Here is a 26,894-nt window from a genome sequence, read left to right as displayed (position 1 = left end):
CTATCCTATCTCATCTCGATTCCGATAACCGAATTGGCTAGCTATTAAGGAGATGATGCCAATTACTAGTAAAACAATTAATGGTGACCACGTAAATTCGTCTACCGGAATTTGTGGGATGTGGTTAAAACTCGAAATGTTTGCTAACCATTCTGGTATGTCTATCATTCCACCTAAGTATACGGTGAAGAACGAGAATACCAGATATGCCCATACTAATGATGTCCACTTAGGCAGAAAGGCAAATAATAGATTGGCAATCGCTAAGATAATCAGCATCGCAGGTAAATAAGACATCCCCGCTTTTAAGATATTTTCAAAAGGAATCGGATCGTCCATAACCGCTGCTCCTGCTGCCCATAATCCATATAGTGCGATAAATAATGAAACTACACCTATTACTACTGATACACCAAGATAATAGCTTAATAACTTATATCTTGAAATACCTGTAGTTAAAAGATGATCATTACGCTCTTTCTTCTCTTCCCCACGTACTCTCAAAAATGAAATGACCATAGGAATTGTCGCAAATATCGATAGAATCACCATTAACATCGTCATAAATTGTTCTGTCATCGTATATTCCGAATTATCTCCAAGGAGTTGCTGGAACATTTCATTATCTGCAAAGAATGACTCCAGATCACCTAAGACCGATCCATAAGATGCACCTAAAAAAATCATCGCCACTAGCCAAGAAATAATTTGTGTTCGCTGCAAACGTAAAATTAAGCCAATTGGTGATAATAATAGCTTGGAGGCTTCTTTCTTACCAGGCTTGGATGGCAATAATCCAGCACCTAAATCTCGTCTATTATGCAAGTAAAAGGCAAGCACCGTAAACACCATCGCTATCAGAACCGAAACGATGACCGGCCACCAATAATTGTCCACATATACTTCCGCCCGTAAAATCAAACCTAATGGTGAAATGAGACTTAAAGCTTCACTGCTGACATCTCCAATTGCCCGAACGAAATATGCCAGAAGCAGTACAGCCATCGATAAACCTACTGCACCTCGGGATGTTTCGGTTAACTGCGTAATCACAGCAGTAATACTGGTAAACATTAATCCTGTCACCGTTAAAACTGCTCCGTACATGATAGACCCTTCTACATCAATGCCTTCCACATTTATCACAATTAAGCCAATCGCTGTTACTAATCCGATAATAATATTGACTAATGCTACTAAAATTAAGGAACTGCTTAAGCTCGATAACCTCCCCACCGGCATAGAACGAATTAATTCAAATTTCCCTTCCTCTTCTTGTTTCCGAGTTAATTTCGTTAGCATTAATATACTCATAATTCCAAGAACAATAGCAGTAAACAATAGCATTTGATTCGCCATCATCGCACCTGTCGTATAGTTGTCAATTCCATACACTGGTCCAACCATCGCAACCATTGCAGGATTTTCTAGCGTTTGGGCCATTGTATCCCGTTCTTGAGTAGATCCGAAAAGATTCACAAAAGCGCCTGCTACCACAACTGTAATCCCAACAATTGACAATGCCCAAATAATACTAGCAAGCCAATTTTGTCGTGCATTAAATCTGAGCAAAAATCTCAATTGATGAAAAAGCATTCCATCACCCCTTTTCCGCTACACTATCTGTTTCGTAATGACGCATAAATAAATCCTCTAATGTTGGTGGTGTACTTTCAATTCGTTTGATACCTAACTCACCAACCTTCTGCATAACGTTGGATAATTTTTCAGGGTCAACCTGGAATGAATATACTCCGGATTCCTCTGTAAATTGATGAATTCCTGATTGACCACTTAAGGCTGCCGCGGATTTTTCCGTTTCGATGATAATGTTCGTTCTTGTTAAATGACGTAACTCATCTAATGTACCAGTTTCAATCATTTCCCCTTGTCTAATAATACCGACGCGGTCACACAGTTTTTCCACTTCGGATAAGATATGACTGGACAAGAGAACGCTTTTCCCTTCATATTTCACTTCTTCTACACATTGTTGAAATATATTTTCCATTAAAGGATCAAGTCCTGATGTCGGTTCATCTAAGATAAATAAATCTGCATCAGATGCAAAAGCAGCAATTAATGCTATCTTTTGTCTATTTCCTTTCGAATACGTACCGGCTTTTTTGCGCGGATCTATCTGAAATCGCTCTATTAATGCATCACGCTTCGTCTTATTAATTCCCCCGCGCAATTTTAAAAAAGTATCAATAATTTCTCCACCCGTTAAATTTTCCCAAAGCTGTACATCTCCCGGTAAATAAGCAACCTTTCGATGAATTTCTACTGCATCTTTCCAGGCATCCTTGCCAAATATCGTTGCAGTTCCTGAAGTTGCTTGAATGATTCCTAATAAGACACGAATAGTCGTTGATTTCCCAGCACCATTCGGTCCAATAAAACCATATACTTCCCCTTTTTTTAACTCTAAATCAATCCCATTAAGAGCGGTAAACTTACCAAATTTCTTTGTTACTCCTTTTACTTCCATCATGTTCATATCAAAACCTCCTAAGTTTTGAAATATATTAACTTATATATTTCATAATATAGAAGTATATGCCTAATATCAAGTATTTTTTGAAATCAATCGGTTGTTATATTTCATAATTTCACTTAAAATACTATACAAGAGGTGACAACAATGGATGGATTTAAAAAACGAACACAACGAAAAAAAAATAAGATTTTGGAAGCAACTCTTCACCTTTTTTCTACTTATGGAATTAAAAATGTTCCGATAACCAAAATAGCAAGTGAAGCGAATGTCTCCCAGGTTACCATATATAATTATTTCGAAAGCAAAGACAATTTGATTCATGAAACCATGGTGTATTTTGTCGAGAAGGAATATCAAAAATTTCAAGACATTATAGATAGTGATATCCGTTTTCCAGAAAAAATCGAACAGATTATTTTTAACAAAACGGATGATGCAGCAAAAATTAATGAGGAATTATATCATTATCTAATGAGTGATTTTTCAAGTGAAGGATCGTATATCGATAAGGTATATCAAGAAAAAGCACTCCCCTTATTCAACCAGTTAATAGATGAAGGGAAAAGGACAGGATTTATCCACCAAGATATCTCGACAGAAGCGATCATGATCTACATTCATATGTTTAAAGACTATATGAAGAAAGAGAATGTCAGCGACTATATTTTGCCATTAACAGAAGATATCCTCAAACTGTTCTTCTATGGTATAATGGGTAAAATAGACTAACACCAATGTTTGGGGTGATGTAGATGCAATTTAAGGATCCTACTATTTCCTATCATGATTTACTACTACTCATTCATCATATACCGGAACCGCTCATTGTCTCCTCCTGGGATTCAGATCAAAACCAACAAATTGTGGCTGTAAACAAAGCAGCTATTGAGCTAACTGGTTATTCGAGATATGAATTATTAGATATGGACCCTTTTGATTTAGTTGATCCCGATTTGTTACGACACATATCGTTAGATAAACAAGCATTTTTCAAAAGCAAGTTTGATCGGTTTGAATCCGTTCAAATCAAAAAAAATGGGGAAAAATATCCTGTTTCTGTTGCCCTAAAACTGGTAGAAACGGATGAGAATAGAAAATATATTATAAATATTTTTAGTGATATTACAGATAAAAAGAATACTGAGGTATTGTTAGAGAAAACCCATCAGGAATTTGAGTCATTGTTTGATTTTAATCCAGACCTTATTTTCACCCTCAATAAAAAGGGACATTTTACAAATGTCAATCCGGCTAATGAACGAATCTTACACTTTACCAAGCAAGAATTATTAGACAAGTCTTACCACGACATTATTTATGAAGAAGACCTATCATTATGTAATTCCCTTTTTCAAGAGGTAATTACCAATAATGCGGTGCAAAAAGAGCTACGTGTATACACTAAAGAGAAGGATATCTTAATACTTGATATCACTGCTGTACCTACCTTTAAAAAAGATAAGATTACTGGTGTTATTGGTGTCGCTCGTGATATTACGAAAGAAAAAGAAATAGCAAAACAGCTACAGGAAAGTGAACAACGCTATCGATCCTTATTTGAAAACAATATTGATCCTGTGCTTACTTTGGATTTGCAAGGTCATTTTATCTATATGAATAAAGTAACTGAAGATTTAATGGGATACTCAAAACAAGAGTTAGTAGGTACTTCTTTTTTACCACACATTGTACCAGAACTGCGCGAATATACTAAAAATCAATATGCCAAAGTACAAGAAGGAGAAGCCGTACAATATGAGACATGTCTACATAATAAACAAAAAGATCGTGTTTATATACATGTCACAGTCATACCAATTATAGTAGACGGTCATTTAACCGGTGTTCATTGTTTAGCGAAAGATATCACAGAAAAGAAACACTTAGAAGACAAATTAAATTATCTAGCTTATCATGATTATTTAACAACGTTGCCGAATCAGCATTTTTTTCATAATCAATTAAAAAACATGATAGATAATGCAGAAAGCACAGCTGATTTTTCTATCTTTTTTCTCGATTTAGATCGGTTTAAAACGATAAATGATTCACTCGGTCATGAATATGGAGATATTCTGTTAAAGAAAGTTGCTAAACGACTCCAGAGAAATGTACCGGCTAATGCAACCGTCTTCCGGTATGGTGGGGATGAATTTATTGTTCTATTAGAAAATACTACAATTGAAGAAACAGAACAGGTAGCAACTAATATTTTGAAAGAATTAATTGTTTCTTATCATTTAGATGGAATTGATATTGTTGTCTCCCCCAGCATCGGGATCAGTGTGTATCCTAGTGATGCAACAGATGCAAAAACATTAATTAAAAAAGCAGATAATGCCATGTATCATGCAAAGCGGATTGGCAAAAGTAATTTTCAATTTTATCACGACTCCATGGTTAGCAAGATCCATGGCAATGTTGAGATGGAATCCTTGCTACGCAAAGCGATTGCTCTCGAAGAATTTTTACTAGTGTATCAGCCACAAATCGATGCAGTAACTAACAAAGTTTACGGAGCAGAAGCATTAATAAGATGGAATAATAAAGAATTAGGCATGATTTCTCCAGGACAATTCATTCCGCTAGCTGAGGATAGTGGATTAATTGTTCCAATTGGTGAATGGGTAATAAGAGAAGCTTGTCAGCAGGTTAAACAGTGGCAAGAGGAAGGTCATCCTCTTTTCCCGATATCAGTGAACTTATCTATTCGTCAATTTTATCAAACGGATTTGATTCCGGTTGTTCAAAATATCATTGAGGAAATCGGTATAGAACCCGAATACTTAGAGTTAGAAATAACAGAGTCAATGGCAATGGATGCTGACACTGCATCCACAGTACTGCATGAATTAAAGGAAATAGGAGTAAAAATAGCTATTGATGACTTCGGCACTGGTTACAGTTCGTTAAGCTATTTAAAGCAATTTCCTATCGATCATTTAAAAATAGACCAGTCATTTATTCAAGACATCTCTGATAATGGAGATGATGAGGATATCGTCTCTGCAATTATCACGCTGGCACACAATTTGAAAATGGCTACGATTGCAGAGGGTGTCGAAACAGAAGCCCACATAAAATTCTTACAAAAGCATCAGTGTGATGTTCTGCAAGGATATTATTTCAGCAAACCTTTAGAACCACAGGCATTTAAAGTATGGCTTCAAGCATATGACAAAAATACAAACTAATATGTCGTTGCTAAAGTATGTAGAATAAGCTTATATCGATGACGCGGACAATTATTCCGTTATTTTTGAAAAAAGTGTTGATTCGGAGGTGTTGTGGGACATTTGTTCCGTTATTTACAAAAATAGAAGCCAATTCTATGCAATCTTTACCAAATAACGGAACAAATGTCCGTGGACTCCTAAAATAGGCATCTTTTCGACGGAATAGTGTACTAAATGTCCGCCGAAAACTAAGAGCGCTTGGATTTTTTAACATTCAGGCGTTTTTAATTGTTATTTCATTCTCTGTATTCCTGATGAAGCTTCTGGATGTATGGGATGACTTTTTCAAACTGATTAGGATAGGTATATCCAAGGTGCTTCGCCAATTTCTTTGCTTGTTGTTGAAATAGTTTTTGCATTAAAAATAATCCATTCCAACATTTGTCCATCGAATCTAACTGATAGGTTTCTTGTAGTGATTCCAATATGTCAGCATCTACATAATGGTGGATAAATTTATAGGCGGCACCAAGATTCACTTTGAAATCATGCTCAGCTCCGACATTCCACGCTATCATTCGTAACAATTCCTCGCGTAGGACTCTTTCCAGATGATAGGTCGCATAAAAAAATTCCCCCCGACACAATCCTTTTGCTGTATAGGGAGTTACCCACCAAAATTCATTGCAGGAATCCGTGAATTGTTGTGCGGACGGTTTTCTCAGAAAATGACTACCCTCATCTGGTACAGGAGGGGTTGCTATCAGGTTATCTTTATCTAATAATATTTTTGTCAGACTGTCATTTTTTAAGTAAAGGTCTAATTCTTCCAGAGGAATAAGCATTAAATCTATTCTGTTTCCATCTGTAAATTGCATCAAAAAGCTAAACCAGTTACCTAATGTGGCTGGAAATAAACATGATTCTTCAGGTGTCTGCATTATCATCTGCTCACCAAAATAATCAAGCCATTCTCTGTTTTCCAGAAAGGAATCCATGTCTGTTACTAGGTAAACGATGTCATAATCCTGGAAGCGATCTTTTGTGACATTAGGATTGGTACGTGAACCGTTCATCCCTACAACACGGATTCTATCATCTGCTGTGGCAAAACCGATCACTAAATCCATCATTTCTTTTTCATTACGCATCTATCGTTCTCCCTTTTCATCATAAAAGACGTTAGAATATTTTTTGGACACTTTCATTTAAAAAAGCGTCAATACATTTTATTCATAAATTCCATATGTTCGATTCACATCTTGTACGAAGATGATCCCGTTTCCGGGTTCGTTTATTTTCAGGTCTTCGCTTATTTTTTCACAAATGGCATCGGTATAATTTTCGTCTGAAAGAATCATAACGACTTCTTTTTCAGGTTCAATATTCATCGAGAACAGCTTACTCGTCTCGTGAACGCCTGATCCACGTGCATTAATAATCGTTCCACCTTTAGACCCACCTTTTTGAGCAGCTTCAATAACATCTTCTGCTCTGCCTTTATCGACTACAACCATAATATTTTGATACATGATCTCTTCGTCACCTCTTTCATCATCATCATCAATTTGACAACTTCTTGTTCCCATCAAGCTCGTTAAAGATGTGGTAAAAATGATCCCATGGTTCGGCTTATCAAAACGAAATACTTTATTTAAATGTTCTAATGTCTTTTTACCTGTTTTGCGATTGGAGATCATCATGACAATTTCTTTTCGCATGTCTGTGATCGACAATAAATTTAATAATTTATTACTGATTGTTCCTTTTCCAATAAAAAGGGTTCCACCTTTCACACCACACTTTTTAGCTTCTTTTAAAATTTTACTTCCTAAGCCGAATTTGACAATTACATATATTATTTCAAAATGAGGTGTTTTCTTATTAGGCAACATTATTGCATGCCTCCTTTTCGCGACTTCAACTTATAGATTAGCCCTAGTAATTGAAGTGTAATTAGTGGGGTTAATGCTACCATTGCTATCATACCAAATCCGTCAACGATGACATCTGCACCTTCTATTGCATCCGCTGCTCCATGTGTAAATGCTAGAATAAAAGTAGCGGTCATCGGTCCTGATGCTACACCACCAGAGTCAAATGCGATACCTACAAACAATTTCGGTGCCACATACATCAATGCAACGGCTATGAGATAACCTGGTAATAGATAATGCCACAATTGTAAGTCTGGAATTAAAATTCGTAGCATCGATAAGGCAACGGCAATCCCGACTCCGATCGCTAGTGTAAATAGTACCACTCTCCGTTTAACATAACCACTTGTTACATCTTCAATTTGATTCGTTAACACATATACAGCAGGCTCTGCCAATATGGTGACAATCCCTAAGATTAAACCGATAATAACAATATACGCTTTATTGTCCAAGGAGGCAATGCTATGTCCCAGTTCCGTTCCTAATTCCATGAATCCTGCATTAACCCCTACTAGAAACAGCACTAAGCCGACAAACGTAAAGACAAGACCTGTTATAATTTTACGGAAATTTGTTTTAGACAGCTTGAATGACAATTTTTGAAAAATCAAAAATATCACAATGATTGGCGACAATGCGAGGATTACTTCTTGTGCAATATGGCCGAATTCATCAAGAAACGGTCCAAATATAGATCCTGAAACAGTGTGATCTTGTTCCATCGCTCCTGTCAGTTCCTCTTGATTCGTAATGATACTCATCAACATGACTGCAATAATCGCACCAACTGACGCTATCGCTACAAGTCCGAAACTGTCTTTTTCCGATGCTTTACTGTCCTTTTTCAATACAGAAATACCGATCGATAATGCTAGGATAAATGGCACCGTCATCGCTCCAGTTGTCGCTCCCGATGCATCAAAAGAAATCGCTAAAAACTGGGGTGAGGTAAAGATAGCAATGACAAGAACAATCCCATACAGTATCGTTAGTATTTTAAATAATGGAATGTTGTGTACAATCCGTACGAGCCCCAGCGAAAGTAAGACTGCAATACCGAGTGATACAATCACAACTAATATAAACTTACCAATCGCTCCCGCTGTCACCACCTCTACCTGTCCAGCCAAAATATGTAGATCTGGTTCAGCAATCGAAATAATGAATCCTAAACATAATCCGGCTACGATGACAATCCATAAGCGGTTTGATTTCGCAATGGCTTTTCCAAGTTGATTACCAATAGGGGTGATTCCAAGATCAACACCTAATAAAAATATCGATAATCCAATAATAATAAAGACTGCCCCAATTAAAAAGCGGATAATTAAGGAGGCATCAAGCGAAGTCAAGGTAAAATTTAGTATGACGACAATTATCGTTATGGGAAGAACAGCTAGTACAACTTCCAAGAATTTTGACATTAAAATATTCAAATCAGATACATTCCTCTCTTCTTCAGATGTTTATTTTTTCTCTATGGTATGTAACGAAATAGAACGGAAATATGGAGGAAAAAAAATTGTAGTTACCATTATTATAGCATAAGAAAATAAGTTCCCACAAAGCAGACACCTCTTGATTCCGTCTGCTTTGGTATCGGGAGGTTTTCAGAGAGGTATCGGGCACTTTCGCTTACTTATCGGGCACTTGTCAAAATGTGTTCCAAATATAGTTTCGCAATATTTTTATCTGTTAGACTCGTGAGTGTTCTGCTTCCGACAATATCTTCTATTTCATTGAACAAAAGTCCCCCCTGTTCATCAAAGACAAAATCAATCCCTATAAAATCAGCTGGTAGAATGGAATGGATTTTTTCGACCAATTCCCGCTCTAACGAAGATAATGGATACAGTGTTGCCTTTCCACCAAGTGTATAATTTGCACGGAAATCGCTACCAGATTCTCGAAGCACACTACCAATCACTTGACCACCCATGACAAATACACGCAGATCCTTTCCAGGGGTTGCCATTGATTGTACAATATATCTCTCGCTCGTTAATGGCGGCAAATCTTCTAACGAATCAAGCATATGTACCTGGTTCCCGCTTCTTCCGTTAACTGCTTTTAATATAATTGGAAAACGGAAAGCATGCTTTTCTATTTCATCTTTGTTTATAAATTGTGTATCAACCATTGGAATTCCGTAGGTGGCAAATAGCTGGTGTGTTTGTGCTTTATCATTGGCAATCGCGGCAACTCTTGAATTGTTAAAGACCTTAATGCCCAGTAATTCGAATTGCTGAGACAGGAGTGGATCAATTGCCCTCATGATGGCAAAATTAGGTTTATTTCGCCCTTTCCAATCAATAAAAAGGTGGCCATCACGAATGCCATATGTCAACTCATGATAGATAACAAGTTCAACTTCTATCCCAAGTAGCTCTGCTTCAGTTAGCATCCAATCAATAAATGCACTATTCTTTTCGGCGTCTTCTTTACGGTAAATCAGCCAGCCATTCATACAATGGCCTCCTTGTCCTTTTTTCTCAAGTATAGCATGTTCCTTTAATTACAGGTACTTTCAGCCTGCCGTTATACTTTTCAGTTATAATGGCAAAAATGTTAAAACTATACCCGTACGTCAAAAAAAGAAATGCCATAATCTTTTCATGGGAGTATTGAGACATGAGACAAATATCAAATATTCAGCTTTTCGCCCTCATCGTAACATTTGAGATTGGAAGTACGACATTGTTCGCCCTAGGTGTTGGAGCTAAAAGAGATGCATGGATCGTCGTGTTATTGTCTTTTCTTCTCAGCTTTATTTTATTATGGGTATATACCGAAATACCGAAATATTACCCAAAACAAAATTTTGCCGAGATTTTAAATGACTGTCTGGGGTTCATGCTAGCTAAACCGTTGTTATTTCTGTACAGTATGTATTTTCTAGGTCAAGCAACACATAATTTCTATGAATTTGGTGCCTTGATTAAAATGACTGCTTTGCCCAATACACCACTTCTCGTTATTCTTTTTATGTTTATTGTGGTAATGGTTTATATTTTACATAAAGGGATTGAAGTCATATCCAGATCAATTGAAATATTTCTGCCCTACCTTTTCTTTTTCTTGCTTGCCGCTTATTTTCTGAATATGATTTCCGGTGACTTTGAGATAGCGAATTTATTACCAATTCTAGGAGAAGGATTCCAACCAGTCCTCACAGAAATCCCAAACATTGTAGCCTTTCCCTTTGGTGAGATGGTAGTTTTTCTCGTCATTTGGCACTATGTCCAAAAGCAGCATCTCATCCGTAAGACAACATATATTGCTGTAACTGTTTCAACGTTTTTATTATTAATAGCTCAGATTGTCTTTATTGCTGTCTTAGGTGTGGAATTGACAGACAGTTCAGAAATACCGTTACTGGAGACAATGCTCTCGGTTCATATCGCCATGATTTTCACTAATCTTGATATTATCGGCGTGTTTATCATGTTCATCGGGGGATTCTATAAAACAGCTATCCATTTTTATGGTTTTTCTTTAATGTTTACTTGGTTATTTAATAAATCAAATTCTAAATGGATTATTATTATTTTTGGTTTAGCACTTCCTATTATTTCGATACTACGTTTTGATAATTTAGACGATCAAAAATGGAAAGGAATGGAAGGGGGTGTCTACAATATACTGTTGTATGCACTCCTTCCGTTATTAATCCTTCTGATTATAAAAGTGAAGAAAAAACATAATCAATAACAGATTATCCCATTGGCCATGCCTTGGGGATTACGTTATTTTAATACGATGGATGTTGGTTGAAAGAACAATTTCATAGAAAAAATGCCTTCAAACGCTGCCGGAACCACTTTTGTATGATGTTGGCAGAACCATTCACATCGGATTCAGACTTGTTCTGTTCTTGGAACGATAAAGTCGATGATGAATGCGCTCACCTGAAGCTCTTGATAGATGGCAAGTTCGATCTCCATTCTAAGCAGTTCTGCTTCTGTTTGCACTTAATCAATAAATATACTATTATTTTCGACGTCTTCTTTACCGTAAATCAGCCGGCCATTATGCTCTATTCTTCGATCTCCTTTTTTATCTTTATCCTCTAGTATATTATGCTCCTAAATTACAGGTACTTTCAGCCTGCCGTTATATTTTTCAGTTATAATGGCAAAAATGTTAAAACTATACCGTACGCCAAAAAAAAGAATTGCCATAATCTATTCATGGGGGTAATGAGACATGAGACAAATATCAAATATTCAGCTTTTCGCCCTCATCGTAGCATTTGAGATTGGAAGTACGACATTGTTTGCCTTAGGTAGTGGAGCTAAAAGGGATGCATGGATCGTCGTGTTAGTGTCTTTTGTTCTCAGCTTTATTTTATTATGGGTGTATACCCAAATACCTAGATATCACACCATGAAGAACTTTGCGGAGATATTAAATGACTGTCTGGGTGTTATTCTAGCTAAACCGCTGATATTTCTATACAGCATGTATTTTCTGAGTCAAACAACACATAATTTCTATGAATTTGGTGCCTTGATCAAAATGACTGCTCTACCTGAAACACCTCTTCTCGTAATTCTTTATATATTCATTGTGGTAATGGTTTATATTTTGCATAAAGGAATTGAAGTCATCGCTAGATCGATTGAAATATTTCTGCCATATCTTTTCTTTTTCTTACTTGCCGCATATTTTCTGAATATGATTTCCGGTGAGTTTGAGATATTGAATTTATTACCAATTTTAGGGGAAGGGATTCAACCAATCCTTGCAGAAATCCCGATAGTTGTTTCCTTTCCTTTCGGTGAGATGGTAGTCTTTCTTACCATTTGGCATTATGTCAAAAAACAAGAATTTATCCGTAAAACAACATATATTGCTGTTACGGTTTCAACGTTTTTATTATTAATAGCTAACATTGTCTTTATTGGTGTCCTAGGTTCAGAACTGACAGGAAGCTCCGAAATACCATTGTTAGAGACAATGCTCTCGGTTCATGTTGCCATGATTTTTACTAATCTTGATGCTATCGGCGTGTTTATCATGTTTATCGGGGGATTTTATAAAACAGCTATCCATTTTTATGGTTTTTCTTTAATGTTTACTTGGTTATTTAATAAATCAAATTCTAAATGGATTATTATTATTTTTGGTTTAGCGCTTCCTATTATTTCGATACTCCGTTTTGATAATTTAGATGATCAAAGATGGAAAGGAATGGAAGGAGGAGTCTACAGTATACTGTTGTATGCACTTCTTCCGTTATTAATCCTGCTGATTATCAAAGTGAAGAAGAAACATAATAAATAAAAGGTGACTTCCGTTTGTGATGGTTCATCGTCCAATCTGATGGAAGTCACCGTAGTAAAAGGAGGATTCTTATGCCCTTAAAAATGGAAGTACTGAAAGCAGACCCGATGTTAGGTTTCTTAATATTTGGGGGTCTAGCCTATGCTTTAGTCTTAATTCTCGTGCTTATTTATCATATTTTCAGGGGGTTTTTTCGCTAAGTTATTCGTGAGGATGTAGAGATCCATCTAGTAAACCTGTATTTAAAATTTCTACCTCCACTTTAATTTCATAGGGAACTTTGGCAAATTCTTCACTCCAATTATCTTTTATATTGTTCCAAACTTTTGGGTACTTATTGCGTAATGATGCTCCAAACCCAAAAATATCTGATTGAAAGTCTTCCTGTGCTTTTGTGATGACTTGTTCCACCTTACCTTCTATTTCTTTTTTTACTGTTTTCTCAAGCTCGACTACTAACTGAGCAAGCTCTTTTCTTGTTTCTGTTTTTTTTAATTCCTGACGTTCTGTAACTTCCAATTGTTGTTTTATTTCAACAGTATAGGAGATATCCGTTTTATTTGTTACTTTTGGCTTAATACTTGAATTAATATTAACTAATTTTAGTGTAACGTATTTATCGTCTTTATAAGGAAAAGTCATTGTACCTTCGTTGCTATTCCTATTATTAGTAGTGATCCAATTATACCCCATCGTTTCATCATTATTCATAAAACCAACAAGTTTGTCTTTGATAAAAGCCGCTCCACCAGACAAATGCACATCAGGTTCTGCCTTCTGTTCACTCTGATCAAAGGTTATAACACCTAATACCGGATTTTGTCCTTGCCTTAAAGCGTGCTTATAAAATTTCAATAAATTAAACGAAACAGTTTCATACTCGGCATTATCAAATAAGCTATCAAGAAAATCGGCAGGAATCTTCGAGATACTATTTTTTTGCTTCTCAAGGATTGAAGCAGCACTTGTACCGCTAGTCACTCCCAGCCAAACATAACTTCGTACTAGTTGCTCTCGTTGGAATGTTTCAAAAATGGGCAGTAAACCTTCTCTGGCAACTTCTTCACTCACAATCACTACCTTGTTATGAGAATAGAAGCCTTTCCGATCTATTTTAAGATTTGTTTTTCTTAGTAATTCAGACATCGACCTTCCCGTTACCGATACCGTTAAGAAAGGTTCGTCTTGAGAAGCGACAAATGTACTCTCAGCAGATGGCCTTAAAAATTCTGATGTAAGCTGGTATTCTCCCGATTCTTCATCCATATCAATTGCCATCGCAGCTACAATCCCAATCTCTGTTAATTCCTCTACATCCCAACACCCAGTCAATAAAATTACCATAAAAAAAGGGACTATTTTCTTCATAAGTTGTCACTCCTAGTGATATATTCAATATTTCTTGCGAAGAATAGAACTTGGCTTTCTTTGTAAATTCTTCAATGACAACCGGACAAATGTATCTCTCCATTCCTTTAACTCTACTGGTGCGAACGGTGTTAGATACGGAGTACCAAATGATCTTAATGAACAAGCGTGAGCAACAACGAACAGTGTTCCCATCAGTAAACCGTAGAATCCGAAAGATCCCGATAACAAAATCAGGAAAAATCGAATTAAAATGACAGTATTATTGATCGCTGTCACAACAAAACCGGTAATAGCTGTCAACGCTACTACAATAACCATTGGTGCTCCTACTAGTCCTGCCTGTACAGCAGCTTCCCCAATTACTAATGCACCAACAATACTCACAGCTGAGCCGATAGGTCGAGGCATTCGGACCCCAGCTTCACGAAGTAGCTCAAAGATAACAGTCATGATTAAAGCTTCTAACATAATCGGAAAAGGTACTCTCTCCTCAGCAGCAGCCATCGTTGTTAATAATAAGGCTGGCACCATTTCATGATGAAAAGTGGCCGCCGCCACAAAAACTGCCGGAGTAGCAACAGTTAGAAATAACGCAATCAGTCGAATCAAACGAATTAGTGTAGTAAAATAAGGCTTGGAATAATAGTCTTCCGGTACTTGCATTGACTCAATAAATAAATAAGGTACTGTTAATACAAACGGTGTCCCATCACACAATATGGACACTCGACCTTCCAATAATTTTGCGGCTACTTTGTCTGGCTTTTCGCTATTACCAATCGTCTGAAAGATGGACTTAGGATGATCTTCTATATATTGCTCTAAATAACCAGTTTCCAGTACAACATCCGTCTCGATCGATTCAAGACGATTTCTTACTTCCTCTACTATCTCTTGCTTAGCAATACCGTCGATGTAGCCAATGCGCACTGTGGTTTTTGTGTTTCCTCCAATAATGAACTCCTCAAAAATTAAATGAGGATTATTTATTTTACGACGGAGTAAGGAAGTATTAGTACTTATGACTTCGTTAAAACCTTCTCTTGATCCTCTTACCGTTGATTCCGTTTCTGGCTCCTCTACCGCTCTCGATTGATAAGATTCTGTACTGATTAGTAACGCACTGTCAAACCCATCGATAAAAATCGCCGTTTGCCCTCGAAGTATTTTTTCTATAATATGATCTAAATTAGAAGTCTTATCCACTGAAGAAGCCTTGATAATATTAGAATCCATATAGGAAATTAATGAAGCAGAGTTTATTTCTTCCTTATTAAGATCGATTCCTAATAACGGTTCTAAGACATTATCATGAATAAACTCTTCTCTAACCATACCTTCTGTATAACAAATAAAGGCCCGATTGTTATTTTCCTCTTTTAATTGCAAGTCTCTGAACTGGATATCAACACTATTTTTAAAGATACTCTTTAATGTCGACCGATTATCCTCTAGCACCATTTTCACCATTCGATTGGTTTGCTTAGGTTGTTGAGATTTATTACTTTTACGAGTTGTCCGAAGTCTCCTCATTTTTCCTACCTCATTATTTTTTGACATATATAATTGTATTATTTGTAGAAAGATAGAATAGATACAAAAAACCGAGCAAAAATTTGCCCGGTTTAAGTATTTGTTATTCGGTAATGGTCTCCTTAATAAAAGCCATCATATCCTTTGTAATATCAACACCTGTACAATCATATATGTTTTTAAAATGTGCGTTGGAATTAATTTCACACAAAATGGGTTCATCATTTTCTCCAAAAAGGAGATCAACACCTGCAAAGTCTGCCCCAACTATTTGACTACAGCGAACCGCTAATTTCTCTTCTTCTTCTGTTGGCTGGTAACGATACATTTTGCCACCTGCTGTTACATTTGCACGGAAGTCTTGATCTGACTTTCGAAGCATTGCTGCGACTACACGATCTCCTACGACATTTAAGCGCACATCTCGACCATAGCTTGATGCAATATACTCTTGAAAAAGATGTGGTTTATGCTGTAATTCCTTTGCTTTTTGGCGTAATTGCTGCTCATTTTTAATCAAATATACCTGTTCACCAAAGGATCCGAATGTCTCCTTAATGACCATGGGAAAGCTAAGTATTTCGATTACTTGGCCAAGATGGCTATCGTCTTCTAACGAAACAAAGACCTTTGGGGCAATGATCGTCTTTGGCATGCGAATACCATGATTCGCTAACTGCAGATAGGTTAATGCTTTATCATCGCAAATCTCTATCGCTTTGGCCGGGTTAAATAAGCGCACCCCCTGTTCTTCTAGTTGTCTCGCCAAAAATAAATCCTTATCCCAAAAGAACACAAAGTCAGGCTTTTGCTTTTCGGTAAGTATTCGTGCACATCCTTCTTCCATAGCAACCAAGAGTTGATTATTAGCGATCACATCTATTTCAAAATCAAACGTCTCTGCTGTTTTTCGTAACCATTTGATTTGTTCGGCAAATTTCTTTGTGTATAAATTCCCATTATAAATAATCCAGCCTCTTTTACTCATAATACACCCTCCCTAAAAGTTAACCCTCCGAAAAATGGAGGGTTACTTGATTAATGGAATAAGCCGGTTTCTCTCGATTTCTTCATTAATCGATGTGTATACTTGTTCAAGCGTGCTTTGAACAGCGCTCCAATAATCAATGCGACAAGTCCGAATGCCGATAGAACCAGGACATCATGTTGGACTTTACTCCAAACAATTCCTCCTACTGCTTCTCGCATCAAATTAATCGCATATGTGAACGGAAGATAAGGATTAATGGCTTGGAAAAATTCTGGTAGTAAGTCTACTGGATAGGTACCTCCAGCACCAGCGATCTGTAAAACAAGAAAGACGATGGCTAAAGCTTTGCCAATGTCACCAAACACCGACACTAAGGTGTATACAATCAAAATAAATACAATACTTGATAACAAGCCGAATAATATAAACCAGATGGGTTCCTTGACTTCTACATCAAGAAGATACATATCACCCAATGTCACGATTATCGTTTGGAAGAATCCGATTGTGATAAAAGTGAATAATCTACCAAAATAAATCTGTCTTCCTGTATAGGACTCTACATGATGGGGATCTGTTGCCAATAGCGAAATTAACAGCAATCCACCAACCCATATCGCTAAAACCGTATAAAACGGCGTCATTCCTGTTCCATAATTATCAATTGGGAATAACTTATTTTGATTTAACATGACTGGTTCCTCAAAAAAGCTTCGTTCCGCATCAGGATCATTTTGCAACAACTCAATAATTTCCTCTAAATCCGTTTCCCCTTCGACACTACGGATTTTATCAGCGAGTTCATTAATTTTGGTATGAATATAAGGATATTCTGCTAACACACTTTCCAGCATCTCTTCGCCATCTACTAAATTTGTTGCTGTTCTATTTAATAATTCTTGTGCTTCCGGTATGGTATTTTGAATCTCCATTAAAATACTTTTTGCCGATTCTAACGAGCTTTTCGTATGCTGAATTTCTTCTTTGACTCTTGGTTCTATCGTTTCTTGGTACTCTGAAATAAATGCATCCAGTCTCTCATTTGTAAATTGAGCAGTGTCTTTTAAGTTAGCAATCATTTCTTCTAATGCTTCATTGTTTTCTTTGATCATCTCATTAGCTTGGTTCAGTTGTTCTTGCAGTTCTTGTAGCGCAGCTTTCATGGATGCCAGTTGATTTAGTGCATCTTCAATCTGCTCTTGATTATTTTGTTGATTGGCTTCTTCTTCTGTATCTCCTTCAGGTTCCTGGTTATCTTCTGATCCATTCTCGTCTGGATTATCCGTTGTTTCTTCATCCTGATTAGATTCTTGTTGATTTTGAACCTGACGTAAGATTTCCTCTATGGATTCAATAGAAGCAATGGAACTATCTATTTGTTCATTCCAGTTATCTATTTGTTGATGGATATCTGGCAAGTTCTGTGAAGATATATCTACTGATTCTAAAAACGCATTCGTATCCTGCACTGCTTGCTGAATCGTGTCTAAATCTTCGTTTACTCGTGGAGCTATTTCATCTAATCGTCCTTCTGCTTCATATATAAAATCTAATGTTTCATTCACAGTTGAAAGTCCTTGACTAGTTGCCTCTTCTACTCTAGGAATAAGACTATTGGCATCACTGACCATTTCCTCCGCATTTTCAGCGTCTGCTAATGATTCATCTAATATATTTTTAATTTCAGGAAGCTTTTCTTCAATAGTAAAAATATAGTCTTCGAATTGTATAATGTCAGGTAGTGCATTTTCTAATTCCATACCGATCTGATTAAACATGTCAAAGATAACGCCATTGACCGTTGAAATGAAATTTGAACTTATTTCTTCTACTATTACCGTAGCCCCTTTATCCGTTATCTTCGGAGCAATTGCATTTATTTTTTCATTCACATAGTACGCTACTTCTGCTTTTTCTGGTTGGTCACTGATAACCGTAGCCAACTTCTCCGAAAAATCTTCTGGAACTACTATTACAGCAAAATAATCTCCATATTCTAATTTATCCATTGCTTTTTCTTCGTCGACAAATTGCCAATCCATCGAATCATTATCTTTCAATGTTTCTACTAATTCATCACCTACATGTATGTCCTCTTCACGAACGGAGGCTCCAATGTCATTGTTCACTACCCCAACTTTAATTTGATCGGTTTGACCATATGGGTCCCATGATGCTTCAATATTCATCCAAGCATATAACGAGGGTAGTATCATTAAGCCCCCTATTAAAATCGCCGCAACCCAATTTGTGATAATATTTTTCATGTCAGTCTTATATAAATGTAAACCGTTTTTCATTTTTTCGCCTTCTTCTTCTATTTCTGTTTAAAATCAACAAAATCAATTATACTCAACTACTACTTGCGGAACAAATATTAATCATTTTGATCCCACTTAGAACAGCTTCTTTACTATCTCAAAACTATTCTATCTGCTCAAATGCTTTTTCATATAATCTCGCCGTTTCGACAAAACGGTCGACTTCTGAGGATGTTCCCATCACAACAGAGATTAGTCTTACACCTTCTCGTTCAACAGTTCCAGTAAAACAATAGCCAGCAAGATCGGTATATCCAGTTTTCAACCCGTCCACACCTTCGAAAGCTAAATCACCTTCCAGCATCCCATTCGTATTTTCATATTCCCGGTTATTTAATACATATGTAGGCTGGTTAACAGTCTCCAACAATTCGGGATATGTCGTAATCAAATGCTCCGCAAGTATCACTAAATCCTGTGCTGACATCGTATTCGTATCGTCTACACCGCCAACAGAATAATAATCTCCCAAATGCAAATTATCTAATCCAGTGCTGTTCACAAATTGTGTATCCTCCAACTGTAACTCTTGCGCTCGTTTATTCATTTGCTGCACAAAAAATTCTTCACTTCCACTTATCTCTTCCGCTAATGCGATGGTTGCGCCATTGGCTGAGTGAATTGCCATAGCCTGGAACAATTCTGCCACCGTGTAATGAAGTTCTTGCGATAAATCGACAGAAGCATATCCTGGTTGATGGGAGATGGAGTATGCATAATCACTTATTTCTACATCACGACCCCATTCCAATTTCCCACTCTCAATTGCTTCTAAAACAAGTAATTCCGTCATCATTTTTGACATGCTTGCTGTAGGTAATGGTATATCACTATTTTTTTCATAAATAACATGTCCTGTATCGGCATTTATTAAAAGAACAGAACTTGCATCTAAATTGATTTCGGTAATGTTCCAAAACCTGTCTAATGGTCGATCGGGATATAGCAATTCTTTTTTTACTTTTTCTGTTTGAGGAGCCTTATTAAATGGTAATGTCGCTTGGTCTCCTGCTTGATAACATCCACTTAGAAACAATAACATCACAAGTAATAATCTTTTCATTCTTCATACCACCAAAACTTTTTCTTTCAGTATAGCATATGTCTCCTAAGCCTCTAGACTTAGAAAAGTTACGTCTCAAGAACAATACCTAATTGGATAATTACGGTATAAAATGAAATCGCTAGGTAGAAATAGTTAGTCCATAACTTACATATTCCCACAAAAGATACTTCTATCAGGGGGACTTACCTATGTTTAGCATCGTAAATAATATGATCCAGGAGGAGATACCATTGAAATGGTTAAGATTTATTATCGAAAGGAAAATCCTTGTTAGTTTGCTTGTTGTGCTTATTGTAGTCTTAGGTATTCAATCCATTCTAAAGTTAGATAGGGAACTTCTACCATCAGTCAATATGGACGGGGCATTTGTTGATATCATGGCCGGAGATATGTCTGCGCTTGATGTTGAGCAAACCATTACCAATCCATTAGAGAATGAAATTAAAGGAATTGACGGAGTAGAAAATGTTTCTTCTACCTCTTATGTAGGTAGAAGCAATGTTAGTATTACGATTGAAACAGACCGAGGGGATGAGGTTTTTCAAGAGGTAGAAAATACTATCCATACTGTTGCATCTAGCAATGATAATATTCAGGATTATCAAGCAGGTCAATTTAGTACAGAGGGAGATTATGAATTTTACCTAGATTTATCTGGTGAAGATATGGTTGAGATTACCGATTTTGCTGAGAATATATTGGAACCTAGATTAGAGAACCTCCCAGAAGTTAGAGATGTTGCTTTAGAGGGAGGTTACAAACAGGAAATCATTGTATCATTTAACCGAGATAAAATAATGGAGCAAGAACTTGATCTCCAGCAAATAATTACAACCATTCAAGAAATAAATCAAGAAGCAGCTATTGGGCAATTCGATGGGGAAGAAGATACCCCATCCTTAAGATGGCATTCTGCATTAGATTCGACTTCCAGCATTGAAGATATACCGATTCAAGGCCAAAATGAAATGATTGTATTAAAAGATATTGCAGAAGTTTCCCTGCAGCCGCAAGAAAGTAATTCTATCGTTTGGAAGAATGGATCAAAGGATTTCATCATGATACAAATTGGTCGAGTTGCGGATGTTACCCAAATTGAAATGGCTCACGCTGTCCGTGCTGAAATAAAAGAGATAAGAGATGAAGGACTTATAAATGGATTCGAACTACACGAGGTTGTAGCCCAAGCTGATTACGTAGAAGATTCTCTTAACGGAGTAACAGCAAATATTCTCATTGGCGGGATTTTATCGATATTTATCCTGTTTCTCTTTCTGCGTAATATAAGAGCTACTTTTATTATTGGTTTTGCGATTCCTACTTCTATTTTGCTTACCTTTATCGCCATGTGGCTTTTTGATTATAGTTTTAATATTCTAACTTTAATTGGGTTAGGATTAGGGATTGGGATGATGGTAGATTCCTCGATCGTTATTCTTGAATCAATCTATCGCAAGAAAGAACAAGGCTTTGATAAATTAGAAGCGATACTGGAAGGAACAAAAGAAGTAGCAACCGCAGTCATCGCCTCTATGTTAACAACTATTGTCGTATTTGTACCCATTGGATTAATCAGTGGAGATATCGGAAGATTTATGATCATTTTATCGATGATAGTTGCCATCACGTTAGTCAGCTCTGCGCTTATCTCCTTTACCGTTATTCCAACTTTCGCTCATCGCTTTTTGAAAATCCGCAAAAACCATGCGAGAACGAAGGATGGTTGGATTATAAATAGCTACACCAAATTCGCTCAATGGATTGTTAAGAAAAAACGAAATAGTTTCGCCATCATTAGCTTGTTTATTCTTATATTGGCAGGTTCACTCTTCTTAGTCTCGAAAATACCAATGACAATTATGCCAGATATGTATAACCGTTATTCTGAATTAATGATTGAATTAGAACCAGGTGTATCCATCTCTGAAAAAAATGAGGTTGTACAAGAGATTAATCGAGAATTAGAAGCGATACAAGATGTAGAAGCGAACTATGCGATGGATGATGGTGGCTTACTGTTCAGTATTATTAATTTGACCACAGGGGATGCCATCACAAGAGAGCAAAATCAAGTCAATGAAGAAATCACGAAATCGTTACGGGAGCTGCAAGACACACAACCGATTAAAAGTGTGCAAGGTACTTTCTCTGAAGGTGGTGGACAGCCAATCCAAGTGATGATAAAAGGTGATAAATTGAAGGAACTCGAATCCATTGCAACAGACTTCTCAAGTGAATTAGAAGAAATCTCAGGAGTTGTCGGTGTTAGTCACTCTGGAGAACGTGCTTCACTTGACGAAGTAATTGAATTGAAAGACGATGCTATCAGAGATAGTGGACTCAGTTCTCTCTATGTTAGAAATTATATGGAGCAAGCATTTTTAGATATGCCAATTGACGAAATCGTTGTAGAAAACAAAGAGATACCTATTCAAGTAGAATGGGCCAATGAGATAGATAAGAAAGATGCCTTATTGGATATGGAAGTACAGACAATGGAAGGCAATAAAACATTATCTGAATTTATTCGTTTAAATACGACCGAAATTCCAAATCAAATTACACATGATGATGGAACAAGGTATGTAACGATATCTGCTGAATTAGAAGGAAGAGATTTAGGTTCCGTTAATCGCGACGTCCAACAATTAATTGCTGATTTTGAAACGCCGGACAGCTACCAGATAGAAACTACAGGAGATTTGGAGCAACAGCAAGAATTAATGATGGAGATTCTACTCATTATCGGGATTGCCATTTTCCTCGTTTATTTAGTGATGGCTGTGCAATTCGATCATTTATTCCATCCGATTATTGTAATGTCGATTATTCCGATGACGATCGTTGGTGTGATTTTAGGTTTATTCTTCACTCAACGGGAATTAAGTGCATTATCTGCTATGGGGATCATCATGCTCATTGGTATTGTTCTCAATAATGCCATCCTGTTTATCGATCGAACAAAACAACTAAGAAAAGAAGGGTATATCGTAACAGAAGCACTTGTGGAAGCAGGGAGAAATCGAATGCGCCCTATTTTTATGACTAGCTTTACAACTGCTGCCGGCATGTTACCATTAGCGATTACAACAGGAACGTCGAGCAACTATCAAGCACCGATGGCAACAGTTATCATTTCGGGATTACTTTTCGCTACATTCATAACACTATTATTGATCCCGGCGATCTACCGATTATTTAGTTCTAATAAGAAATTACAAAAGGATTTAAAAGATGAGACTTCTATGTCAGCTTAATAAGAGGTAATTTTATTGGGATGGGAACAGTAAGTGTTAGAATATCTCTAAAAAGGAAAGTATTCTTTCTCGCCACTGGAGACTAATACCACACCCTGACAAGCGAAGTTCTCGAAGACACTTTCCTGATTTTTATGAAATTTTGTCTTCGAGAGTGTGGTGAAAGACACAAGAAAGGAAATTCATGAATAAGTGTCCATCATAAGCGGGATGAAAGACACAAGAAAGAAAATTCATGAATAAGTGTCCATCATAAGCGGGATGAAAGACACAGGAAAGAAAATTCATGAATAAGTGTCCATCATAAGCGGGATGAAAGACACAAGAAAGAAAATTCATGAATAAGTGTCCATCATAAGCGGGATGAAAGACACAAGAAAGAAAATTCATGAATAAGTGTCCATCATAAGCGGGATGAAAGACACAGGAAAGAAAATTCATGAATAAGTGTCCATCATAAGCGGGGTGAAGGACACAAGAAAGGAAATTCATGAATAAGTGTCCATCCTTCGTTTGATAAGTTCATTTTCCAAGGACGAAAATTGCAAAAGTAAAAGACCTTCGCATTCGCGAAGGTCTTTCTCATCTGATAAGGTCAATACTTCCTGGGATTGTTGCTTAAATCGAATGATTCTGTCCTGGCCTTTTTTGGTTATCCTAAAATATTGTAGCCAGAGTCGACATAAACGATTTCTCCGGTAACACCTCTGGATAAGTGGCTCAGCATCGCTACTGACATGTCGCCTACTTCTTCTTGTGTTACATTTCGTTTTAAAGGTGATTCTGCTTCAATTTTGTGTAAAATTTCATTGAATGATGGAACACCTTTGGCAGCTAACGTTTTAATTGCACCAGCAGAAATAGCATTTACACGAATATTATTTTCCCCTAAATCCATCGCTAAGTATTTAACAGCAGATTCTAATGCCGCTTTGGCAACTCCCATGACATTATAACCTGGCACAACTCGTTCTGCACCTAAGTAACTCATCGCCATAATTGATCCACCTTCAGTCATTAAAGGCTGTGCTTCACGAGCTACTGCTATTAATGAATACGCACTAGTATCTTGCGCAAATGCATAGCCGTCACGAGATGTTTCAACAAAACGATTTTTCAGATCTTCTCCATGTGCAAATGCGATCGAGTGTACTACGCCATGTATGGAACCAATCTCATCGCCAATTTTGCCAAATGCTTCTTTTATACTATCATCATTGTTGACATCACATGGAAGTACCAAGTTTGCCTCTAAGTCCGTTTTTTCTAGCATTTTCTTCAATTTTGCTAAGGAACGTTCTTTACGATACGTAAAAATCAAATTGGCTCCTGCCTGATGAAGTGATTTTGCAACCCCCCATGCAAGACTCCGTTCGTTTGCTACACCCATTACTACGACATTTTTCCCTTTAAGTTTTAATAAATCTTCCATAACGTCCTCCTATTGATACTTTATATATGGTGTTAATACCTACTGCTAATTATCTTTACTATAACATATTTCTACGTAATTGAACTACCCACCACTTACAAAAGAAAGGGCTCTTTTATTAAAGTGAGGGTTTTTTCGCCCAAAAAAGATAAAAATGTTTCTTCTGTGTATAATACCGTTACAAATAGATAAAGTTAAGGAAAAAGACAGGTGATGTTTATTATGATTGTAAGCTTAGCAATTATCAGTATTATCATTGCGCTTATTTCGTTTCTCTACACATTGAAGGTTGGGAAAATTGTCGATCAACAAAAAACGGAACATGATACAGATACAAAAGCAACATCGAAACACCCCATACTTTTCAACCCTATCTTTTTAACATATATTTTTGGTTTCGGAGGGTTAATTCTGTTTATTTTTTATCTCAGTTCAAAATATTATTAAAGGGTTGGCATTCGAAAGTATACAAGCGTTTCGGAATGGTTTTTAACGTTTTGTATACTTTTATATTTCCCCCACTTTATTTATTGTTAAAAACTTTCTCTATACTATTGCATTCTCTCACTATTATTGGAATAATTTTAATAATAAGCTTTTCACAAAAATAATGGGAGGGATGTGCAATGGATTTTTTGTTGGATTGGTTGGCAGTAATTAATGAAGAAGGTGCAGAGATACTTAGTGAGATTGGCGGATGGGTATGGGGACCTCCTCTACTTGTTTTACTAGTCGGTACTGGTTTATTTTTAACCTTCCGTCTATTATTCATACAATTCAAGCTACTGCCCTATGCATTAAAACTATCCTTCAGTAAAAACCAGGATAAATCATCAAAAGGTGATATTAGTCATTATGAAGCACTAACGACGGCAATGGCAGCAACCATTGGTACTGGTAATATCGCCGGTGTTGCAACAGCAGTTGTTTGGGGCGGACCTGGTGCAGTATTTTGGATGTGGATTACCGCATTAGTCGGTATGGCTACCAAATATGCAGAAGCATTGTTAGCTGTCAAATTTCGTGTTGAAAATGAAAATGGCGAAATGTCCGGTGGTCCGATGTACTACTTAGAACGAGGGCTTAAAAACAAAACGATTGGTAAATTTTTAGGTGTATTATTTGCGATTTTCGCTTCCATTGCTGCGTTTGGTATTGGTAACATGGTGCAATCCAATACGGCGGCATCTTCTTTAGAGGAATCTTTTTCTATTAGTCCCTTTATTACTGGTATTATTTTTACCATCTTAGCTGCTTTAGTTATCATTGGCGGGATTAAAAGTATTGGTAAGGTAACTGCTTTCTTTGTTCCAGTGATGGGTGCTTTTTATATCTTGGGTGGACTTATTCTTATTGTTTTAAATTTTGATTTAGTCCCTGGTGCAGTTGCTTTTATTTTTGAAGATGCATTTACCGGTAGTGCTATTGGTGGTGGTTTACTTGGTACGGTAATCCGCTATGGCGTGGCTCGTGGTGTATTCTCCAACGAAGCTGGTTTAGGTTCTGCCCCAATTGCGGCGGCAGCTGCTCGTACAGATTACCCTGCCAGACAAGCGTTGGTTTCGATGACGCAAGTTTTCTTTGATACTATTATTGTTTGTTCGATTACAGGTATTACCATTGTTATGGCAGGTCAATGGGATGGTGGATTGGATGGATCAGCATTAACAAGTGCATCGTTTGCTCAATTCTTAGGAACAACAGGTTCTTATATCGTCACATTTGGTATTTTATTCTTTACCTTTTCTACGATTCTCGGCTGGTCCTACTACGGTGAGAAATCTGTCCATTACCTTATGGGAGCAAAAGGGGTCAAAGTTTATCGCTATATTTTCATCGCCTTTATCTTTATTGGTGCAGTAGTATCACTAGATGTCGTATTCAACTTCTCCGACGTGATGAACGGCTTAATGGCCTTTCCAAACTTAATTGGCCTACTCGCACTTTCAGGTATTGTCGTCGCAGAAACGAATAAATTTTTGAAAATAAAACGAGAAGAAAAATAAACGGGACATTCCCCC

General features: G+C 36.8%; 20 protein-coding genes. 8 read left to right on the top strand and 12 right to left on the bottom strand.

What is annotated here, in order from left to right; all coding sequences use genetic code 11:
* Together GI584_RS04620 and GI584_RS04615 are read right to left on the bottom strand one after the other, a co-directional pair.
* Complete coding sequence (locus GI584_RS04620) at positions 1–1,596, bottom strand: ABC transporter permease (RefSeq protein ID WP_153790415.1); 1,596 nt, start codon at positions 1,594–1,596, stop codon at positions 1–3.
* A 4-nt stretch (positions 1,597–1,600) separates the two neighbouring features.
* Complete coding sequence (locus tag GI584_RS04615) at positions 1,601–2,500, bottom strand: ABC transporter ATP-binding protein (protein WP_153790414.1); 900 nt, start codon at positions 2,498–2,500, stop codon at positions 1,601–1,603.
* A 144-nt stretch (positions 2,501–2,644) separates the two neighbouring features.
* Between GI584_RS04615 and GI584_RS04610 the strand changes: the two genes are divergently transcribed.
* Together GI584_RS04610 and GI584_RS04605 are read left to right on the top strand one after the other, a co-directional pair.
* Positions 2,645–3,229, top strand: coding sequence for a TetR/AcrR family transcriptional regulator (locus GI584_RS04610; RefSeq protein WP_153790413.1), 585 nt, complete (start codon positions 2,645–2,647; stop codon positions 3,227–3,229).
* A gap of 23 nt (positions 3,230–3,252) precedes the next feature.
* Complete coding sequence (locus GI584_RS04605; protein WP_153790412.1) at positions 3,253–5,694, top strand: bifunctional diguanylate cyclase/phosphodiesterase; 2,442 nt, start codon at positions 3,253–3,255, stop codon at positions 5,692–5,694.
* Positions 5,695–5,972: 278 nt separating this feature from the next.
* On the opposite strand, the gene GI584_RS04600 is transcribed toward GI584_RS04605, so the two are convergent.
* From GI584_RS04600 to GI584_RS04585, 4 genes are all read right to left on the bottom strand, one after another.
* Complete coding sequence (locus GI584_RS04600; protein WP_153790411.1) at positions 5,973–6,827, bottom strand: aminoglycoside 6-adenylyltransferase; 855 nt, start codon at positions 6,825–6,827, stop codon at positions 5,973–5,975.
* A gap of 78 nt (positions 6,828–6,905) precedes the next feature.
* Positions 6,906–7,571 (bottom strand): P-II family nitrogen regulator, encoded by a 666-nt coding sequence (locus tag GI584_RS04595; protein WP_100361801.1) that lies wholly within the window; start codon positions 7,569–7,571, stop codon positions 6,906–6,908.
* Positions 7,571–9,052: a DUF1538 domain-containing protein gene (locus GI584_RS04590; protein ID WP_153790410.1), complete on the bottom strand. Its 1,482-nt coding sequence runs from the start codon at positions 9,050–9,052 to the stop codon at positions 7,571–7,573. Before GI584_RS04590 ends, GI584_RS04595 begins: the two co-directional genes overlap by 1 nt.
* Positions 9,053–9,255: 203 nt before the next feature.
* A complete protein-coding gene (locus GI584_RS04585; RefSeq protein ID WP_153790409.1) occupies positions 9,256–10,083 on the bottom strand; it encodes an ATP-grasp domain-containing protein in 828 nt (275 codons plus the stop codon).
* Positions 10,084–10,247: 164 nt separating this feature from the next.
* On the opposite strand from GI584_RS04585, the gene GI584_RS04580 reads away from it, so the two are divergent.
* The 3 genes from GI584_RS04580 to GI584_RS24210 all read left to right on the top strand — a co-directional run bounded on the left by GI584_RS04580 (position 10,248) and on the right by GI584_RS24210 (position 13,102).
* Positions 10,248–11,327: a GerAB/ArcD/ProY family transporter gene (locus tag GI584_RS04580; protein WP_153790408.1), complete on the top strand. Its 1,080-nt coding sequence runs from the start codon at positions 10,248–10,250 to the stop codon at positions 11,325–11,327.
* Positions 11,328–11,822: 495 nt separating this feature from the next.
* On the top strand, positions 11,823–12,902 hold the full coding sequence (locus GI584_RS04575) for a GerAB/ArcD/ProY family transporter (protein WP_153790407.1): 1,080 nt from the start codon (positions 11,823–11,825) through the stop codon (positions 12,900–12,902).
* Positions 12,903–12,973: 71 nt separating this feature from the next.
* Positions 12,974–13,102 (top strand): hypothetical protein, encoded by a 129-nt coding sequence (locus GI584_RS24210; RefSeq protein WP_267902839.1) that lies wholly within the window; start codon positions 12,974–12,976, stop codon positions 13,100–13,102.
* A gap of 1 nt (position 13,103) precedes the next feature.
* Here GI584_RS24210 and GI584_RS04570 read toward each other — a convergent pair whose 3' ends face one another.
* From GI584_RS04570 to GI584_RS04550, 5 genes are all read right to left on the bottom strand, one after another.
* Complete coding sequence (locus tag GI584_RS04570; RefSeq protein ID WP_153790406.1) at positions 13,104–14,270, bottom strand: Ger(x)C family spore germination protein; 1,167 nt, start codon at positions 14,268–14,270, stop codon at positions 13,104–13,106.
* 24 nt (positions 14,271–14,294) lie between these two features.
* Positions 14,295–15,806: a spore germination protein gene (locus tag GI584_RS04565; RefSeq protein WP_153790405.1), complete on the bottom strand. Its 1,512-nt coding sequence runs from the start codon at positions 15,804–15,806 to the stop codon at positions 14,295–14,297.
* A 103-nt stretch (positions 15,807–15,909) separates the two neighbouring features.
* Positions 15,910–16,794: an ATP-grasp domain-containing protein gene (locus GI584_RS04560; RefSeq protein ID WP_153790404.1), complete on the bottom strand. Its 885-nt coding sequence runs from the start codon at positions 16,792–16,794 to the stop codon at positions 15,910–15,912.
* Positions 16,795–16,844: 50 nt separating this feature from the next.
* Complete coding sequence (locus GI584_RS04555; protein WP_153790403.1) at positions 16,845–19,097, bottom strand: YhgE/Pip domain-containing protein; 2,253 nt, start codon at positions 19,095–19,097, stop codon at positions 16,845–16,847.
* Between the two features lie 124 nt (positions 19,098–19,221).
* Positions 19,222–20,181 carry a D-alanyl-D-alanine carboxypeptidase family protein gene (locus GI584_RS04550; RefSeq protein ID WP_153790402.1) on the bottom strand — a complete coding sequence of 320 codons (960 nt, stop codon included), beginning with the start codon at positions 20,179–20,181 and terminating at the stop codon, positions 19,222–19,224.
* Between the two features lie 233 nt (positions 20,182–20,414).
* Here GI584_RS04550 and GI584_RS04545 point away from each other — a divergent pair, with 233 nt between their 5' ends.
* Positions 20,415–23,441 (top strand): efflux RND transporter permease subunit, encoded by a 3,027-nt coding sequence (locus tag GI584_RS04545; protein WP_153790401.1) that lies wholly within the window; start codon positions 20,415–20,417, stop codon positions 23,439–23,441.
* A 652-nt stretch (positions 23,442–24,093) separates the two neighbouring features.
* Here the strand turns inward: GI584_RS04545 and fabI are convergent.
* Positions 24,094–24,873 (bottom strand): enoyl-ACP reductase FabI, encoded by a 780-nt coding sequence (gene fabI, locus GI584_RS04540; RefSeq protein ID WP_100361812.1) that lies wholly within the window; start codon positions 24,871–24,873, stop codon positions 24,094–24,096.
* A gap of 222 nt (positions 24,874–25,095) precedes the next feature.
* Between fabI and GI584_RS04535 the strand changes: the two genes are divergently transcribed.
* Both GI584_RS04535 and GI584_RS04530 read left to right on the top strand, forming a co-directional pair.
* Positions 25,096–25,320 carry a hypothetical protein gene (locus tag GI584_RS04535; RefSeq protein ID WP_100361813.1) on the top strand — a complete coding sequence of 75 codons (225 nt, stop codon included), beginning with the start codon at positions 25,096–25,098 and terminating at the stop codon, positions 25,318–25,320.
* A gap of 179 nt (positions 25,321–25,499) precedes the next feature.
* The gene (locus tag GI584_RS04530; RefSeq protein ID WP_153790400.1) at positions 25,500–26,879 is read left to right on the top strand and encodes an alanine/glycine:cation symporter family protein; all 1,380 of its coding nucleotides are present in this window, start codon (positions 25,500–25,502) and stop codon (positions 26,877–26,879) included.
* Positions 26,880–26,894: the final 15 nt, after the last annotated feature.

This window comes from Gracilibacillus salitolerans, from assembly GCF_009650095.1.
Lineage (GTDB): Bacteria > Bacillota > Bacilli > Bacillales > Amphibacillaceae > Gracilibacillus > Gracilibacillus salitolerans.
Note: the sequence above shows the minus strand (reverse complement) of the source record. Positions and strands in the feature narration are given on the sequence as shown.